This is a genomic window from Variovorax sp. OK605, assembly GCF_900115445.1.
Classification (GTDB): domain Bacteria; phylum Pseudomonadota; class Gammaproteobacteria; order Burkholderiales; family Burkholderiaceae_C; genus Variovorax.
In genome coordinates, this window is record NZ_FOWL01000016.1 from 72,536 (window position 1) to 86,921 (window position 14,386).

Genomic DNA, 14,386 nt, shown 5'->3' on the forward strand with positions numbered 1-14,386 from the left:
CGGTTCAGCGCGGCGGGTCGGTGCGCGCCAGCACCACGGCCGTGAGGTGCGCCGCGCCCGCCAGCCGCAGCACCCCGGCCGCGGCGAAGAGCGAGGCCCCGCTGGTCATCACGTCGTCGACCAGCACCACGCGCCGGCCGCGCACCGCGTCCGCGCGCAGCGGCTCCACGGCAAAGGCACCGCGCAGGTTGCGCAGGCGGTCGGCACGCGGCAGGCCGCTCTGGGCGGGCGTGTCGCGGGTGCGCAGCAGCAGCGTTGCGTCGGTCTTGGCCGGCGACAGCCGCCGCGCGAGCTCGTGGGCCTGGTTGAAGCCGCGCTCGCGCAGCCGGGCGGGCGACAGCGGCATCGGCAGAACGACGTCGCACTGCTCCAGCGCCGGCTCGACCCAGGGCGCGCTGCGCAGCAGCGTGGCGAACGGCCCGGCCCAGCCAGCGTCGCCGCGGAACTTGAAGCCGGCGATGGCGTCCGGCCACGGCCAGGCGTAGCTGCAGGCGGCCAGGCAGGCGTCCAGCGGCGGCGGGTGTTTCACGCACTCGCCGCAGCGCGCCACGCCCTGCGGCAGGGGCAGCGCGCAGCCACCGCACCGCGCGGTGGGCGGGGCGAAGCGGGCCACGCAGGCGTCGCAGACCCGGCGCGACGGCCAGGCACGGCAGACCGCGCACTGGCTGGGCAGCCGGGCGAGCAAGGACGTGAAGGGCCGCAAGGGCGATAAAGGCCACAGGCCCCGATGGCTGAGCATGTCTCAATATACTCACGGCCCCATGGCCACCGACCCCACAAGACGACCGCCGACCATCGATGCCACGGCGGCCGCCCGCTGGCGCCGGCTCGCGCCTGCCGACGGTTCCCCCTGGCTGCACGAGGAAATCGGCCGCCGCATGGAAGACCGCCTCCAATGGATCAAGGCCCAGCCCCGTACCTGGGCCGACTGGGCGCCGCTGCGCGGCGGCCTCGAGGCGCACGAACTGGTCGCCCGCCGCTACAAGGACGCCGCCTCGTTCGTGATCGAGCCCGAGTCCACGCTGGGCGCCGCCACCGGCCAGGCGCTGAGCGCGCCGTGGTGGAGCGCGCGCCGCTGGCAAGGCGGCAAGGCACGCTTCGACGCCACGCCCGAAGACGGCGTCGACCTGCTCTGGGCCAACATGTCGTTGCACATGGCGGCCGACCCCGAGGCGCTCATCTCGCACTGGCACAAGCTGGTGGCGACCGACGGCTTCCTGATGTTCTCCTGCCTCGGGCCCGACACCGTGCGCGAACTGCGCGCGCTGCATGCCCGGCTGGGCTGGCCCGCGGCTGGCCACGAGTTCACCGACATGCACGACTGGGGCGACATGCTGGTGCACGCCGGCTTCGCCGAGCCGGTGATGGACATGGAGCGCATCGTGCTGACCTGGGCCACGCCCGAGGCGGCGCTGGCCGAGCTGCGCACGCTGGGCCGCAACCTGCACCCGGCGCGTTTCGGCGCGCTGCGCGGCAAGGCGTGGCACCAGGCGCTGAAGAAGGCGCTGCCGGAGCTCGCGCCGGCCGAAGATGGCGGCAAGGGCGGTGAGGGCGACAAGGGCAGCGGGCGCATCGCGCTGACCTTCGAAGTCATCTACGGGCATGCCTTCAAGCCCGCGCCGCGCGTGTCGCTGGCGGCCGAAAGCGCGGTCTCGCTGCGCGAGATGCGCTCGATGCTGCAACGGGGTCGTCCGGGCGCCTGATCGCCCGCGAATTTCGCGCCGAAAAACGCCTGACGCAGAGCGCGTTTTCTGCCTACTAGGGCTGACCCGTAGGGGTCCCGCAGGGCACTCGGGCGCCGGTATCTACCCGCTACAATCCGCCGTTGCGTGAAACTCGCGGGCATTTTCCCGCGATCGAGGGGTGTCCAATCCTGTTTGTACGAGGGGTTTGGCGACCGTCGACGCACCGATTTGCTGAACTCGCCCGTGTCGAATTCCGTGTTTCGATTTGCCACCGTTTCAGGCCAGAACATCCACTGGTTCCTGAAGCGGAACTGCTCGGTGACGCCGAGCCAGCTGGGCTGGCTCTACGCCTCGCTGTGCGTGGTATCGCTCGGCACCGGCACCCTGTTCTGGCTTCACGGTGCGCCGCTGGTTCTGCCTTTCGCCTGGCTCGAACTGGCCGCTGTCGGGTTTGCGTTCATGGTTTATGCACGGCACGCGACCGATGGCGAAAAGATCGCGCTGCAGGAGGGACGCCTCGTCGTCGAGCTCGAGAACGGCGGGCACTACGAGCGCACTGAATTTCTTCCGCACCAGGTGCGGATCGAACCCCAGGCCGGCGATCGCTCGCTGATCGAGGTCTCGGGGCAGGGTCGATCGGTCAGGGTGGGGCGCTATGTACGCCCGGAGTTGCGTGCGGCTTTGGCCCGCGAGATTCGCATGGCGTTGCGCGGCGCCTGAGGGGGGTCGCGCAGTGCTGCACGGTTGGGTTTGTCGAAAAATTGAAGAAACGTGAACACGATGAAGAGCATTTGGCGCAACAAGTACAGGCCGGCGAATCTGTTGCTGGCGGCCGGCGCGGCTTTCAGCAGCGCGGCGCACGCAGTCAACGATCTGCCCGGCGGCCCTTCGGTGCGCCAGCTGAATCTTCCCGTCGGTGTGACGAAGATCGCGCAGGAGCAGCATCTGCTCCACACGATCATGATGATCCTGTGCACGGTCATCTTCGTCGCCGTGTTCGCGGTCATGTTCTATTCGATCTGGAAGCACCGCAAGTCGGTCGGCCACAAGGCGGCCAACTTCCATGAATCGGTGGTGGTCGAGGTCATCTGGACCATCGTGCCCTTCCTCATCGTGATCGTGATGGCGCTGCCCGCCACCAAGGTGCTGGTGGCCCAGAAGGACACCACCAACGCCGACCTCACGATCAAGACCACGGGCTACCAGTGGAAATGGGGCTACGACTACCTGAACGGCGAAGGCGAGGGCTTGGCCTTCATCTCCACGCTGGACAGCTCGCAGCGCGCGATGTCCGATGCCGGCGCCAAGGGCGTGATGCCCGACGACTACCTGCTCAAGGTCGACAACCCGCTGGTCGTGCCGGTCAACAAGAAGGTCCGCATCATCACCACGGCCAACGACGTGATCCACGCCTTCGCCGTGCCGCAGCTGGGCCTCAAGCAGGACGCGATTCCCGGCTTCGTGCGCGACACCTGGTTCCGCGCCGAGACCGTGGGCGACTACTACGGCCAGTGCCAGGAACTGTGCGGCAAGGAACACGCCTACATGCCGATCCACGTGAAGGTGGTCTCGGCCGCCGACTACACGAGCTGGGTGGCCACCAAGCGCAAGGAAGCCGCCGCCAAGCTCGACGACCCGACCAAGGTCTGGACGCTGCCCGACATGCTGGTGCGCGGCGAGAAGGTCTACGCCGCCAACTGCGCCGCCTGCCACCAAGCCAACGGCAAGGGCGCGGGCCCGATCAAGGCGCTCGACGGCGACCCGAAGGTGCTCGACGCCGACCACTCGGTGCAACTGCACGTGCTGCTCAACGGCCAGAACAACGGCGCCATGCCGTCGTGGAAGCAGCTGAGCGATACCGACCTCGCGGCCGTGGCCACGTACACCAAGAACAGCTGGTCGAACAAGACTGGCCAGCTGGTGCAGCCGGCCGAAGTGCTCGCCCTGCGCGGCAAGTGATGCGACAGCGCCCCGCGACGAAGAAATTGCAAGGAACAACGAAATGAGCGCAGTCCTCGACCCCCACGGTCACGCAGCCCCTGGCGACCACGCACACGACGAGCATCACGACCACCACGCGCCCACCGGCTGGCGCCGCTGGGTGTTCGCGACCAACCACAAGGACATCGGCACGCTCTACCTGCTGTTCAGCTTCACGATGCTGATGGTGGGCGGCGTGCTCGCGCTGCTGATCCGCGCCGAGCTGTTCCAGCCGGGCCTGCAGCTGGTGAACCCCGAGCTCTTCAACCAGTTCACCACCATGCACGGCCTGATCATGGTGTTCGGCGCCATCATGCCGGCCTTCGTGGGCTTCGCGAACTGGATGATCCCGCTGCAGGTGGGCGCCTCCGACATGGCGTTCGCGCGCATGAACAACTTCAGCTTCTGGCTGCTGATCCCGGCGGCGCTGATGCTGGTGGGTTCGTTCTTCATGCCCGGCGGCGCACCCGCCGCGGGCTGGACGCTGTACGCGCCGCTCACGCTGCAGATGGGCCCTTCGATGGACGCCGGCATCTTCGCGATGCACATCATGGGCGCCTCGTCGATCATGGGCTCGATCAACATCATCGTCACCATCCTGAACATGCGCGCGCCCGGCATGACGCTGATGAAGATGCCGATGTTCTGCTGGACCTGGCTCATCACCGCCTACCTGCTGATCGCCGTGATGCCCGTGCTCGCCGGCGCCATCACCATGACGCTGACCGACCGCCACTTCGGCACCAGCTTCTTCAACCCCGCCGGCGGCGGCGACCCGGTGATGTACCAGCACATCTTCTGGTTCTTCGGCCACCCCGAGGTCTACATCATGATCTTGCCGGCCTTCGGCATCATCAGCCAGGTGGTGCCGGCCTTCGCCCGCAAGCGCCTGTTCGGCTACGCCTCGATGGTGTACGCCACCTCGTCGATCGCCATCCTGTCGTTCATCGTGTGGGCGCACCACATGTTCACGACCGGCATGCCGCTCACCGGCCAGCTGTTCTTCATGTACGCGACCATGCTGATCGCGGTGCCCACGGCCGTGAAGATCTTCAACTGGATCGCCACCATGTGGCAGGGCTCGATGACCTTCGAGACGCCCATGCTGTTCGCGGTCGGCTTCATCTTCGTGTTCACGATGGGCGGCTTCACCGGGCTGATCCTGGCCGTCGCGCCCATCGACACGCAGCTGCAGGACACCTACTACGTGGTGGCCCACTTCCACTACGTGCTGGTGGCCGGCTCGCTGTTCGCCATGTTCTCGGGCTTCTACTACTGGGTGCCCAAGTGGACCGGCGTGATGTACAACGAGACGCGCGGCAAGGTGCACTTCTGGTGGTCGCTGATCTCGTTCAACGTGACCTTCTTCCCGATGCACTTCCTGGGCCTGGCCGGCATGCCGCGACGCTACGCCGACTACCCGATGCAGTTCGCCGACTTCAACGCCGTGGCGTCGGTCGGTGCGTTCTTCTTCGGCTTCGCGCAGGTCTACTTCTTCCTGTTCGTGGTGCTGCCCACCATGCGCGGCAAGGGCGAGAAGGCCGCGCAGCAGCCGTGGGAAGGTGCCGAGGGCCTCGAATGGGAAGTGCCGTCGCCGGCCCCGTTCCACACCTTCGAGAACCCGCCCAAGCTCGACGCGACCGCCACCAAGGTGATCGGTTGATCGCTTCGCGCACCGCACGACGACCACGATGACACCCGAACAGAAAAGGAACAATCGCCGCATGGGGCTCACGCTGGCCTCCATCGCGGTGGTGTTCTTCATCGGCTTCATCGTGCGCATGGTCTGGTTCAGCGGACGCTGAACCGCCACCCTCGCAACGAACGGGAGCAGCAGCATGAGCCTCGGCCAACGCATCCGGCGCGCCAATGTCCGCATGGTCGGCAAGCTGGCCGTGGTCGCCTGCGGCATGTTCGCCTTCGGCTACGCGCTGGTGCCGATGTACCGCGCGATCTGCGAGATGACCGGCATCAACATCCTCGCGCTCTCCGAGCTCGAGGTGCCCGGCGGCGCCAGCGGCGGCAAGAACGTGCGCGTGCCCGACAACACGCAGGTCGACCTGAGCCGCACCATCACGGTGGAGTTCGACTCCAACGTGCGCGGCGGCCTCTGGGACTTCAAGCCCGCGGAGCGGACCATCCAGGTGCACCCGGGCCAGCTCAACACGGTGATGTACGAGTTCCAGAACGTGCAGAACCGCCGCATGGCCGCGCAGGCCATCCCGAGCTACGCGCCGCAGCAGGCCGCGCCGTACTTCAACAAGCTCGAGTGCTTCTGCTTCAACCAGTACACGCTCGATCCGGGCGAGAAGAAGCAGTGGCCGGTCGCGTTCGTGATCGACCCCAAGATTTCCAAGGACGTGAAGACCATCACGCTGTCGTACACCTTCTTCGAGGTGGGCGGCAAGACGCCAGCGGCCCCGGTGGCCGCCGTTGTGAACACCAGCGATGAGCCGCGCTCGTGACCGATCCCTCCTTCCGGCCGAAGGCTTCGCTGTGGGACACGGTGAAGGCGGTGGGGTGGTCGTTCTTCGGCGTTCGCAAGAACAGCGCCTACCAGGAAGACCTGGGCAAGCTGAACCCGCTGCACATCATTGCGGTGGCGTTCGCGGCCGTGATCGTCTTCGTGGTCGCGCTGGTGCTGCTGGTGCGCCATGTGGTGGCGGCGGCCTGAAGAAGCAGCAACCCGCGACAAGCAGAATCCATTGAATCGAGAGAAGAAAGAAAGCCAGGAGCTGATATGAGTTCAACCACCCACGGCACCACGCCCTACTACTTCGTGCCAGGACCGTCGGCCTATCCGGTCTCGGCCGCGATCGGCCTGTTCTTCGTGATCCTGGGCGCCGCGCAATGGATCAACGGCCACGAGTGGGGCGCCTGGTCTCTGCTGGTGGGCATGGTGATCTGGCTCGGCACGCTGTTCGTCTGGTTTCGCACCGCCATCGGCGAAAGCGAGAGCGGCCAGTACGGCCACAAGATCGACCTCTCGTTCCGCTGGAGCATGAGCTGGTTCATCTTCTCGGAAGTGATGTTCTTCGGCGCGTTCTTCACCGCGCTGTGGTGGGCCCGCACCCACTCGCTGCCCGCGCTCGGCAGCCTGGACAACGCGCTGCTGTGGCCCGACTTCAAGGCCGTGTGGCCCAGCATCGCGGCCGGCGCCACCGGTTCGCCGGCCGGCATCGTCGAGCCGTTCCAGACGGTCGGCCCGTTCTGGCTGCCCACGATCAACACCGCGCTGCTGCTGAGCTCGGGCGTGACGCTCACCATCGCCCATCACGCGCTGCGTGCCGGTCACCGCGCACAGACCATCCGCTTCATGTGGCTCACCGTGCTGCTCGGCGTGATCTTCCTGGGCGTGCAAGGGTACGAATACCACCACCTGTACACCGAACTGAACCTCAAGCTCAGCTCGGGCACCTACGGTTCGACCTTCTTCATGCTGACCGGCTTCCACGGCCTGCACGTGTTCATCGGCATGCTGATGCTGCTGTTCATCACGCTGCGCCTGCGCAAGGGCCACTTCACGCCGGAGCGCCATTTCGGCTTCGAGGGCGCGGCCTGGTACTGGCACTTCGTCGACGTGGTCTGGCTCGGCCTCTACATGCTGGTCTACTGGCTTTGAGCGAACCCAACGGCATTCCACAAAAAAGGCGCCGGAAGGCGCCTTTTTCATGGTTCTCGTGGAACGAGCACCATCTACTTGCCGAGCGGGAGTCCGGTGGGCTGGATGTAGCCGAGTTTCCAGGCGAGCAACATGCAGAGGAACAAAAACACCGAGAGGCCGATCCGAAAGGTGAGGGCGCGCGCCATGCCGCCGCTCTTGGCGCGCCCGTTGCGCCCGTCCTTCAGCATGAAGTACAGGGCAAACGCGAGGCTCGCGAAGATGCCCAGGAAGACCAGGGCGACAAAGTATTTCATGACCCGCATTATCGGCCGCAGGCCTCGCCCACTCCAGTGACTCCCCAACCCCTGTACCCCGAAGAACGGCGCCGCCCGGGCCGCTTCTGGGTGATCACCCTCGCCGCCGTGCTGACGGTGGCCGCCACCGTGTCGCTCGGCCGCTGGCAGCTGTCGCGCGCCGCGCAGAAAGAAGCGCTGCAGGCCAGCATCGACGCCGAGAAGCTCAAGCCGCCGCTGACCCAGGCCGAGTTCCTCGCGCTCGGCAAGGCCTCCGACGCCATGCACCGCCCGGTGCGCCTGCGCGGCCTCTGGCTCACGCCGCAGACCGTGTACCTCGACAACCGCCAGATGCACGGCACGCCCGGCTTCTACGTGCTGACGCCGTTCGCGCTCGAGGGCACCGAGCAGGCGGTGATGGTGCAGCGCGGCTGGATCCAGCGCAATTTCGTCGACCGCACGCAACTCGGCGCGGTCGAGACGCCGGCCGGCATCGTGGAGGTCACGGCACTGATCGAGCCGCCGCCGAGCCATCTGCTGGAACTGGGCAGCGCCGCAGCCGCGCCGGCCCCGGCGGCATCCGCACCAGCGGCACCAGCGCCCGCAGCCTCGGCTCCGGGAGCCAGCCCGGCGGCGCCGGCCGCCCCGACACCGGCCGTCGAAGGGTATTCGCCCATCCGGCAAAATCTCGACCTGGAGGCCTTCCGCGCCGAGACCAAGCTGCCGCTGCGCACCGACGTGTCGCTGCAGCAGAGCGGCGCGGCCTCCGAGGGCCTGCAGCGCGACTGGCCGGCCCCGGCGCTGGGGCTGGAGAGGCACTACGGTTACGCATTCCAGTGGTTCGGCCTGTCGGCCCTCGTCGTCATCCTCTATGTCTGGTTCCAACTCATCACACCCCTCCGCCGCTCAAGGCGCCGCGCACGCGATGGCCGCTTCTGACGAGCCGCTGGGCCTGACGGTGCATTCGATGCCGTCGCCCAGCCAGGCGCTCGACGAAGGGGAGGGCCGGCGCACGGTCGCCGGGCGCTGGAAGATGATCGCCGTGATGCTGATGTGCGCGGCGCCGGTCATTGCCTCGTACTTCACCTACTACGTGATCCGGCCCGAGGGCCGCAGCGTGTACGGCGAGCTCATCGATCCGCAGCACGAACTGCCGAAGCTGACCGCCACCGACCGCAACGGCGCGCCGGTCGACGTCGCCACGCTGAAGGGCCAGTGGCTGCTGGTCGCGGTGGCCGATGCCGCCTGCAATGCGCTGTGCGAGCAGCAGCTCTACCTGCAGCGCCAGCTGCGCGAGAGCCTGGGCCGCGAAAAGGACCGCATGGACCGCGTCTGGCTCGTGAGCGATGCCGCTCCCGTGCCCGAGCGGCTGGACAACGGCCTGCACGGCGCCACCGTGCTGCGCGTGCCGGCCGACCAGCTCGCCAGGTGGCTCGCGCCCGTGCAGGGCCACACCCTCGCCGAACACCTCTACGTGGTCGACCCGATGGGCAACTGGATGATGCGTTTCCCCGCGCGCATGGACGCCGCCGGCGCCGGCCGCGCCAAGCGCGACCTCGACCGCCTGCTGCGCGCCTCGGCGTCGTGGGACGAACCGGGCCGCTGAGACCGACCGCATGGACACGAGCTCGCTCTACGATCTGACGCCCATCGCCTGGCTCATGGCCGCCGGCGTGCTGATCGCGCTCGGCCCGCTCGTGTGGGTGTGGCGCCGCAACGCGGGCGCCGGTCCGGCGCGGCGGCTGCATGCGCTGACCGTGCTCACGCTGTTCCTCACCTTCGACCTGACCCTGTTCGGCGCCTTCACGCGCCTCACCGATTCGGGCCTCGGCTGCCCCGACTGGCCCGGCTGCTACGGCAACGCCAGCCCGGCCGGCGCGCGCCACGAGATCGCGATGGCGCAATCGGCCCAGCCGACCGGGCCGGTGACGCACGGCAAGGCATGGGTCGAGATGGTTCATCGCTATCTTGCGACCGGCGTGGGCGTGTTGATCTTCGTCCTGGCGGTAGCAACCTGGGTGGTTCGGCTGCGCCGTGCGTGGACGGGCGCTCCGCCGGTGGATGGCCGCGATCACGCAACGCTCAATGCCTGGTGGCCCACGTTCACGCTGTTCTGGGTCAGCCTGCAGGGCGCATTCGGCGCGATGACCGTCACCTGGAAGCTGTTTCCTGCGATCGTCACGCTGCATCTGCTCGGTGCCATCGTTCTGCTCGCGCTGCTGTGCTTCCAGGCGGTCCGCTACCGGCAGGCTGCCTCGGACCGCCTGCCGACGCCGGTGTCGCCGGCGCTGCGCAACGGCCTCGTCGCGACCACGGTGCTGCTGGTGCTGCAGATCGCGATGGGCGGCTGGGTCAGCACCAACTACGCGGTGCTGGCGTGCACGCAGTTCCCGACCTGCCAGGACAGCTGGTGGCCCGCGATGAACTTCGCGCAGGGCTTCGAGATCTGGCGCCACCTGGGCGTGACCGGCGACGGCCAGCCGCTCGATTTCTCCGCGCTCACCGCCATCCACTACGCGCACCGGCTGATGGCCTATGCGGTGTTCGTGGCGCTCGGCGTGCTGGCGTGGCGCCTGCGCCGCATCGACGCGCTGCGCCCGCAGGCGCACTGGCTCGCGGGCCTGGCGCTGCTGCAGCTGGCCACCGGCCTGGGCAACGTGCTGCTCGGCTGGCCACTGGCGGCCGCCGTGCTGCATACCGGCGGCGCCGCGGCGCTGGCCGTGGTGCTCACCTGGGCACTTTGCGAGAGCCGCCGCGATGCCGCGGCCCTGAGGTCGCGCGCCAGTGACAATGCAACCGGTCACAACAACAACCCAAGGAAGGCCACCGCGTGAGCACCCCGATTCCCGTTCAGCAAACCAGCACAGCGAATGTGCTGCGCCAGTTCTACGCGCTGACCAAGCCGCGCGTGGTGCAGCTGATCGTGTTCTGCGCGCTGATCGGCATGGTGCTGGCCGTGCCCGGCCTGCCGTCGTGGGCCGAGGTGCAGCGCGCCGTGCTGGCCTGCATCGGCATCTGGCTGGTGGCGGGTGCGGCGGCGGCGTTCAATTGCCTGGTCGAGAAGGGCATCGACGCCAAGATGAAGCGCACCGCCTGGCGCCCCACGGCGCGCGGCGAACTCAGCGACATGCAGGCGCTGGCCTTCTCGGGGCTGCTGTGCGCCGCGGGCTCGGTGCTGCTGTGGTTCACGGTCAACCCGCTCACCATGTGGCTCACCTTCGCCACCTTCGTGGGCTATGCGGTGGTCTACACGGTCATCCTGAAGCCGGCCACGCCGCAGAACATCGTGATCGGCGGGGCATCGGGTGCCATGCCGCCGGTGCTGGGCTGGGCCGCCATGACGGGCGACGTGGGCCCCGAGGCGCTGATTCTTTTCCTCATCATCTTCCTGTGGACACCGCCGCACTTCTGGGCGCTGGCGCTGTACCGCGTGGAGGACTACCGCAAGGCCGGCCTGCCGATGCTGCCGGTCACGCACGGCAACGAGTTCACGCGGCTGCAGGTGCTGCTGTACACCTTCATCCTGTTCGCGGCCTGCCTCATGCCCTTCATCTACGGCATGAGCGGCTGGCTGTACCTGGCGGTGGCCGTGGCGGTGAGCGTGGGCTTCACCGGCTACGCGTTCGCGCTGTGGCGCAACTACTCGGACACGCTGGCGCGCAAGACCTTCCGCTTTTCGCTGATCCACCTGAGCGTGCTGTTCCTGGCGCTGCTCGTCGATCACTACCTTCACTGACCACGTCTTCATGAACAAGCGCAACGCACTTCGATGGATGGCCGCGGGTGCCGGCTGGGTGGGCATGGGCGCCGCCCTGGGCCTGGGCCTCGCGGGCTGCGGCAACGAGACCAGGCAGAACTTCAATGCCGTCGACATCACAGGCGCGGACTACGCCAAGGACTTCTCGCTGAAGGACGCCGACGGCAAGGTCCGCACCATGGCCGACTTCAAGGGCAAGGTGGTGGTGCTGTTCTTCGGCTATGCGCAGTGCCCCGACGTCTGCCCGACCACCATGACCGAGATGGCGCAGGTCAAGCAGCAGCTCGGCAAGGACGGCGACAAGCTGCAGGTGCTGTTCCTCACGGTCGACCCCGCGCGCGACACGCCCGAGGTGCTGAAGGCCTACATGGGTGCGTTCGACCCCGGCTTCGTCGCGCTGATCCCGACGCCCGACGAGCTGGCCGCTGTCGCCAAGGACTACAAGGTCTACTACAAGAAGGTCGACGGCAAGACGCCCACGAGCTATTCGATGGACCACTCGGCCGCCAGCTACGTCTACGACACGCAGGGCCGGCTGCGGCTCTACGCGCGCTATGGCGCGGGCGTGGCGCCGATGGTGGCGGACCTGAAGACGCTGCTCGCGTCCTGAGGCGCACCGGCCCATGGACGCGGCGGTGGCTGTCGCCGGCTCGGTCGAGCATCTGAAGGGGCGCAAGGGCGCCTTTCGCATCGCGCTGATTCCGCCCGAGGTGCTGCAGGCCCTCAACGACGGGCTGCTCGAGAGCGTCAACCTCAACGAATTCATGGCGCTGGAGCTGCCGCGGCTCGCGCGCAGCGTGGCGGGGCACATCGGCCTCGATGCGCAGAGCGAGCGGCTGGTCGACACGCTGGCCATGCTGAGCGCCTTCAAGCCGATGCAGCGGCACGGCCATATCGCGCGTGCGCTCTACGACCTGGCGGCGCTGCACGGCGAGCGCGATGCGGTCGCCCACAGTCTGGCCACGCACGCGAGCGATGTGGCGCGCTGCTGGGCGGCGCAGTGGGTCACGCTGTCGGGCCTGCCGCTGCCGGCGCAGCTGGAGGCGGTGCGGCGCTTTGCCGCCGATCCGCATTTCGGCGTGCGCGAGATCGCATGGATGGCGGTGCGCGACGCGGTGATCGCGTCGCTCGACGAGGCGCTCGCGCTGCTGCAGCCGTGGGTGGCCGACGCCGACCCGAACATCCGCCGCTTTGCGAGCGAACTCACGCGCCCGCGCGGCGTGTGGTGCGCGCAGATCGAGGCGCTCAAGAAGGAGCCGTGGCGTGCCTTGCCGCTGCTCGAACCGCTGCGCGCCGACGCCAGCCGCTACGTGCAGAACTCGGTGGCGAACTGGCTCAACGACGCGAGCAAGAGCCAGGGTGAGTGGGTGGACCGACTCTGCGCGCGGTGGCTGGCGGAATCGGACGCTCCCGAAACCCGCTACATCGCGAAGCGGGCGATGCGAACGCTCTCCAAATGAAAAAGCCCGGCAGTGCCGGGCTTTTTGCTGGAGGAAGACGACGGCTTACGCGTAGTCGGCGAGCGCCTTCTTCATCTTCTTCATCGCGGCCACTTCGATCTGGCGAATGCGCTCGGCGCTCACGCCGTACACCGCGGCCAGGTCGTGCAGCGTCATGCCGCCCGAACCGTCGTCGTTCACCTTGAGCCAGCGTTCTTCGACGATGCGGCGGCTGCGGTCGTCCAGCGCTTCGAGCGCCGTGGCGATGCCGTCGCTGGACAGGCGGTCGCGCTGCTGCGATTCGAGCAGGGCGGTCGGTTCCTGCGTGGCGTCGGCCAGGTAGGCGATGGGGCCGAAGGCTTCATCTCCGTCGTCGGTCGGGCCCGGGTCGAGCATGACGTCACCGCCCGACAGGCGGGTTTCCATCTCGAGCACTTCCTCTGGCTTGACGTTGAGCCGGGTCGCCATCTGCGACACCTCGTCGGGGCTCAGCGTTTCGCGGTGCGTGCCGTTGTCGGCCGCGGCCGAGTCGGCCTTGAAGCTCTGCTTCATCGAGCGCAGGTTGAAGAACAGCTTGCGCTGGGCCTTGGTCGTCGCGACCTTGACCATGCGCCAGTTCTTCAGGATGTACTCGTGAATCTCGGCCTTGATCCAGTGCATGGCGTAGCTCACGAGCCGCACGCCCTGGTCGGGGTCGAAACGCTTCACGGCCTTCATGAGACCGACGTTGCCTTCCTGGATCAGGTCGCCGTGCGGCAGCCCGTAGCCCAGGTACTGGCGGGAAATGGAAACCACGAGGCGCAGGTGCGACAGCACGAGCGCGCCGGCGGATTCGAGGTCGTTCTGGTCGCGCAGCTTGCGTGCGAAGCCCTGCTCTTCTTCGAGCGTGAGCATCGGCAGGCGGTTGGCGGCCGAAATGTAGGCATCCAGGTTGCCCAGCGGGGGGACCATCGACCATGGATTGGCGACGGCCAGCTGGTTGGCAGAGACTCCAGACAGCGTTGTCATCAGGGGAAACTCCTTTGTGTTGGCCATATTAGCACTCGGTTAGAGGGAGTGCTAAGCCCAGGGTTCCCTTGGATTCCTATCGTCCGGATAGCTGAAAGCTACCAGCGGATGCCGAGCTTTAGGAACAGCTTGGAGAGCACGAACAGCGGGCCGACCCAGAGATATTGAATGTCTTCGAAGAACGACGGCTTCTTGCCTTCGACCTTGTGGCCCACGAACTGGAAGATCCAGGCCACTACAAAGATAGCGGCTGAAACCGGCAATACAAGCCCGCCCATCGCATGCACGAGGCCCAGGGCCACGGCGGTCAGGAGCGCCATGGTCAGCAGGAAGACCGGCGCGCGCAGCAGCGCGTAATAGACCAGGCTGGCCGCCACGAAGCCGTAGGCCACCCACGGATGGATCGCGAACAGCAGCCCGACGATGCTCAGCATGATCGCGGGGATGGCCGCGAAGTGGATCAGCTCGTTGGTCGGGTGGCGGTGGCTCTGCTCGTAGTGGGCGAGCAGGCGGTCGACCTTGCGGTCGCTGGTGCCGAGCGGGGCGGCGGCGGTGTGGGCCATTCGAAGTCTCCAGGAGCGCCGTCCGGTGGCGCCGTTCGGGGGGCGAGGCTTTCATGG

At 67.5% G+C, this 14,386-nt stretch carries 18 protein-coding genes; 14 read left to right on the plus strand and 4 right to left on the minus strand.

What is annotated here, in order from left to right:
* Positions 1-4: 4 nt before the first annotated feature.
* Positions 5-739 carry a ComF family protein gene (locus BM013_RS31315; RefSeq protein ID WP_093132415.1) on the minus strand — a complete coding sequence of 245 codons (735 nt, stop codon included), beginning with the start codon at positions 737-739 and terminating at the stop codon, positions 5-7.
* 22 nt (positions 740-761) lie between these two features.
* Here BM013_RS31315 and BM013_RS31320 point away from each other — a divergent pair, with 22 nt between their 5' ends.
* From BM013_RS31320 to BM013_RS31350, 8 genes are all read left to right on the plus strand, one after another.
* Positions 762-1,703, plus strand: a complete 942-nt coding sequence (locus BM013_RS31320) for a class I SAM-dependent methyltransferase (RefSeq protein ID WP_093132417.1) — start codon at positions 762-764, stop codon at positions 1,701-1,703.
* 225 nt (positions 1,704-1,928) lie between these two features.
* Positions 1,929-2,405 carry a DUF2244 domain-containing protein gene (locus BM013_RS31325; protein ID WP_093132600.1) on the plus strand — a complete coding sequence of 159 codons (477 nt, stop codon included), beginning with the start codon at positions 1,929-1,931 and terminating at the stop codon, positions 2,403-2,405.
* Positions 2,406-2,465: 60 nt separating this feature from the next.
* On the plus strand, positions 2,466-3,644 hold the full coding sequence (gene coxB / locus BM013_RS31330; RefSeq protein WP_093132602.1) for a cytochrome c oxidase subunit II: 1,179 nt from the start codon (positions 2,466-2,468) through the stop codon (positions 3,642-3,644).
* A gap of 43 nt (positions 3,645-3,687) precedes the next feature.
* Positions 3,688-5,328, plus strand: a complete 1,641-nt coding sequence (ctaD, locus tag BM013_RS31335; protein WP_093132419.1) for a cytochrome c oxidase subunit I — start codon at positions 3,688-3,690, stop codon at positions 5,326-5,328.
* Positions 5,329-5,356: 28 nt separating this feature from the next.
* Entirely contained in the window at positions 5,357-5,470 is a 114-nt protein-coding gene (locus BM013_RS41665) for a cytochrome oxidase small assembly protein (RefSeq protein WP_019656111.1), read from the plus strand.
* 33 nt (positions 5,471-5,503) lie between these two features.
* Entirely contained in the window at positions 5,504-6,130 is a 627-nt protein-coding gene (locus BM013_RS31340; RefSeq protein ID WP_093132421.1) for a cytochrome c oxidase assembly protein, read from the plus strand.
* Positions 6,127-6,339: a DUF2970 domain-containing protein gene (locus BM013_RS31345; protein ID WP_093132423.1), complete on the plus strand. Its 213-nt coding sequence runs from the start codon at positions 6,127-6,129 to the stop codon at positions 6,337-6,339. The genes BM013_RS31340 and BM013_RS31345 overlap by 4 nt, the downstream gene beginning before the upstream one ends.
* Positions 6,340-6,405: 66 nt before the next feature.
* Positions 6,406-7,287: a cytochrome c oxidase subunit 3 gene (locus BM013_RS31350; RefSeq protein WP_093132425.1), complete on the plus strand. Its 882-nt coding sequence runs from the start codon at positions 6,406-6,408 to the stop codon at positions 7,285-7,287.
* 74 nt (positions 7,288-7,361) lie between these two features.
* Here BM013_RS31350 and BM013_RS31355 read toward each other — a convergent pair whose 3' ends face one another.
* A complete protein-coding gene (locus tag BM013_RS31355) occupies positions 7,362-7,592 on the minus strand; it encodes a twin transmembrane helix small protein (protein ID WP_093057631.1) in 231 nt (76 codons plus the stop codon).
* Positions 7,593-7,619: 27 nt separating this feature from the next.
* Between BM013_RS31355 and BM013_RS31360 the strand changes: the two genes are divergently transcribed.
* From BM013_RS31360 to BM013_RS31385, 6 genes are read left to right on the plus strand one after another with little or no spacing between them, the layout of a single operon-like run.
* Positions 7,620-8,501, plus strand: a complete 882-nt coding sequence (locus BM013_RS31360) for an SURF1 family protein (protein ID WP_093132427.1) — start codon at positions 7,620-7,622, stop codon at positions 8,499-8,501.
* Entirely contained in the window at positions 8,488-9,168 is a 681-nt protein-coding gene (locus BM013_RS31365; RefSeq protein ID WP_093132429.1) for an SCO family protein, read from the plus strand. Before BM013_RS31360 ends, BM013_RS31365 begins: the two co-directional genes overlap by 14 nt.
* A gap of 10 nt (positions 9,169-9,178) precedes the next feature.
* The gene (locus tag BM013_RS31370; protein WP_093132431.1) at positions 9,179-10,396 is read left to right on the plus strand and encodes a COX15/CtaA family protein; all 1,218 of its coding nucleotides are present in this window, start codon (positions 9,179-9,181) and stop codon (positions 10,394-10,396) included.
* Complete coding sequence (gene cyoE / locus BM013_RS31375) at positions 10,393-11,298, plus strand: heme o synthase (protein WP_093132433.1); 906 nt, start codon at positions 10,393-10,395, stop codon at positions 11,296-11,298. Before BM013_RS31370 ends, cyoE begins: the two co-directional genes overlap by 4 nt.
* A 10-nt stretch (positions 11,299-11,308) precedes the next feature.
* Complete coding sequence (locus BM013_RS31380; RefSeq protein WP_093132434.1) at positions 11,309-11,929, plus strand: SCO family protein; 621 nt, start codon at positions 11,309-11,311, stop codon at positions 11,927-11,929.
* A gap of 13 nt (positions 11,930-11,942) precedes the next feature.
* A complete protein-coding gene (locus BM013_RS31385) occupies positions 11,943-12,779 on the plus strand; it encodes a DNA alkylation repair protein (protein WP_093132436.1) in 837 nt (278 codons plus the stop codon).
* Between the two features lie 45 nt (positions 12,780-12,824).
* On the opposite strand, the gene rpoH is transcribed toward BM013_RS31385, so the two are convergent.
* Positions 12,825-13,766 carry an RNA polymerase sigma factor RpoH gene (gene rpoH / locus BM013_RS31390; RefSeq protein WP_093132438.1) on the minus strand — a complete coding sequence of 314 codons (942 nt, stop codon included), beginning with the start codon at positions 13,764-13,766 and terminating at the stop codon, positions 12,825-12,827.
* Between the two features lie 98 nt (positions 13,767-13,864).
* Positions 13,865-14,329 (minus strand): Mpo1 family 2-hydroxy fatty acid dioxygenase, encoded by a 465-nt coding sequence (locus tag BM013_RS31395; protein ID WP_093132440.1) that lies wholly within the window; start codon positions 14,327-14,329, stop codon positions 13,865-13,867.
* Between the last annotated feature and the right edge of the window lie 57 nt (positions 14,330-14,386).

What these genes read in the sequence shown, in the direction of transcription:
- BM013_RS41665 (WP_019656111.1), top strand. Translation starts at nt 5,357, where the DNA reads ATGACACCCGAACAGAAAAGGAACAATCGCCGCATGGGGCTCACGCTG.
- BM013_RS31355 (WP_093057631.1), bottom strand. Translation starts at nt 7,592, where the DNA reads ATGCGGGTCATGAAATACTTTGTCGCCCTGGTCTTCCTGGGCATCTTC.
- BM013_RS31365 (WP_093132429.1), top strand. Translation starts at nt 8,488, where the DNA reads ATGGCCGCTTCTGACGAGCCGCTGGGCCTGACGGTGCATTCGATGCCG.
- BM013_RS31385 (WP_093132436.1), top strand. Translation starts at nt 11,943, where the DNA reads ATGGACGCGGCGGTGGCTGTCGCCGGCTCGGTCGAGCATCTGAAGGGG.
- BM013_RS31380 (WP_093132434.1), top strand. Translation starts at nt 11,309, where the DNA reads ATGAACAAGCGCAACGCACTTCGATGGATGGCCGCGGGTGCCGGCTGG.
- ctaD (WP_093132419.1), top strand. Translation starts at nt 3,688, where the DNA reads ATGAGCGCAGTCCTCGACCCCCACGGTCACGCAGCCCCTGGCGACCAC.
- BM013_RS31370 (WP_093132431.1), top strand. Translation starts at nt 9,179, where the DNA reads ATGGACACGAGCTCGCTCTACGATCTGACGCCCATCGCCTGGCTCATG.
- BM013_RS31350 (WP_093132425.1), top strand. Translation starts at nt 6,406, where the DNA reads ATGAGTTCAACCACCCACGGCACCACGCCCTACTACTTCGTGCCAGGA.
- BM013_RS31320 (WP_093132417.1), top strand. Translation starts at nt 762, where the DNA reads ATGGCCACCGACCCCACAAGACGACCGCCGACCATCGATGCCACGGCG.
- BM013_RS31340 (WP_093132421.1), top strand. Translation starts at nt 5,504, where the DNA reads ATGAGCCTCGGCCAACGCATCCGGCGCGCCAATGTCCGCATGGTCGGC.
- coxB (WP_093132602.1), top strand. Translation starts at nt 2,466, where the DNA reads ATGAAGAGCATTTGGCGCAACAAGTACAGGCCGGCGAATCTGTTGCTG.
- BM013_RS31315 (WP_093132415.1), bottom strand. Translation starts at nt 739, where the DNA reads ATGCTCAGCCATCGGGGCCTGTGGCCTTTATCGCCCTTGCGGCCCTTC.
- BM013_RS31395 (WP_093132440.1), bottom strand. Translation starts at nt 14,329, where the DNA reads ATGGCCCACACCGCCGCCGCCCCGCTCGGCACCAGCGACCGCAAGGTC.
- rpoH (WP_093132438.1), bottom strand. Translation starts at nt 13,766, where the DNA reads ATGACAACGCTGTCTGGAGTCTCTGCCAACCAGCTGGCCGTCGCCAAT.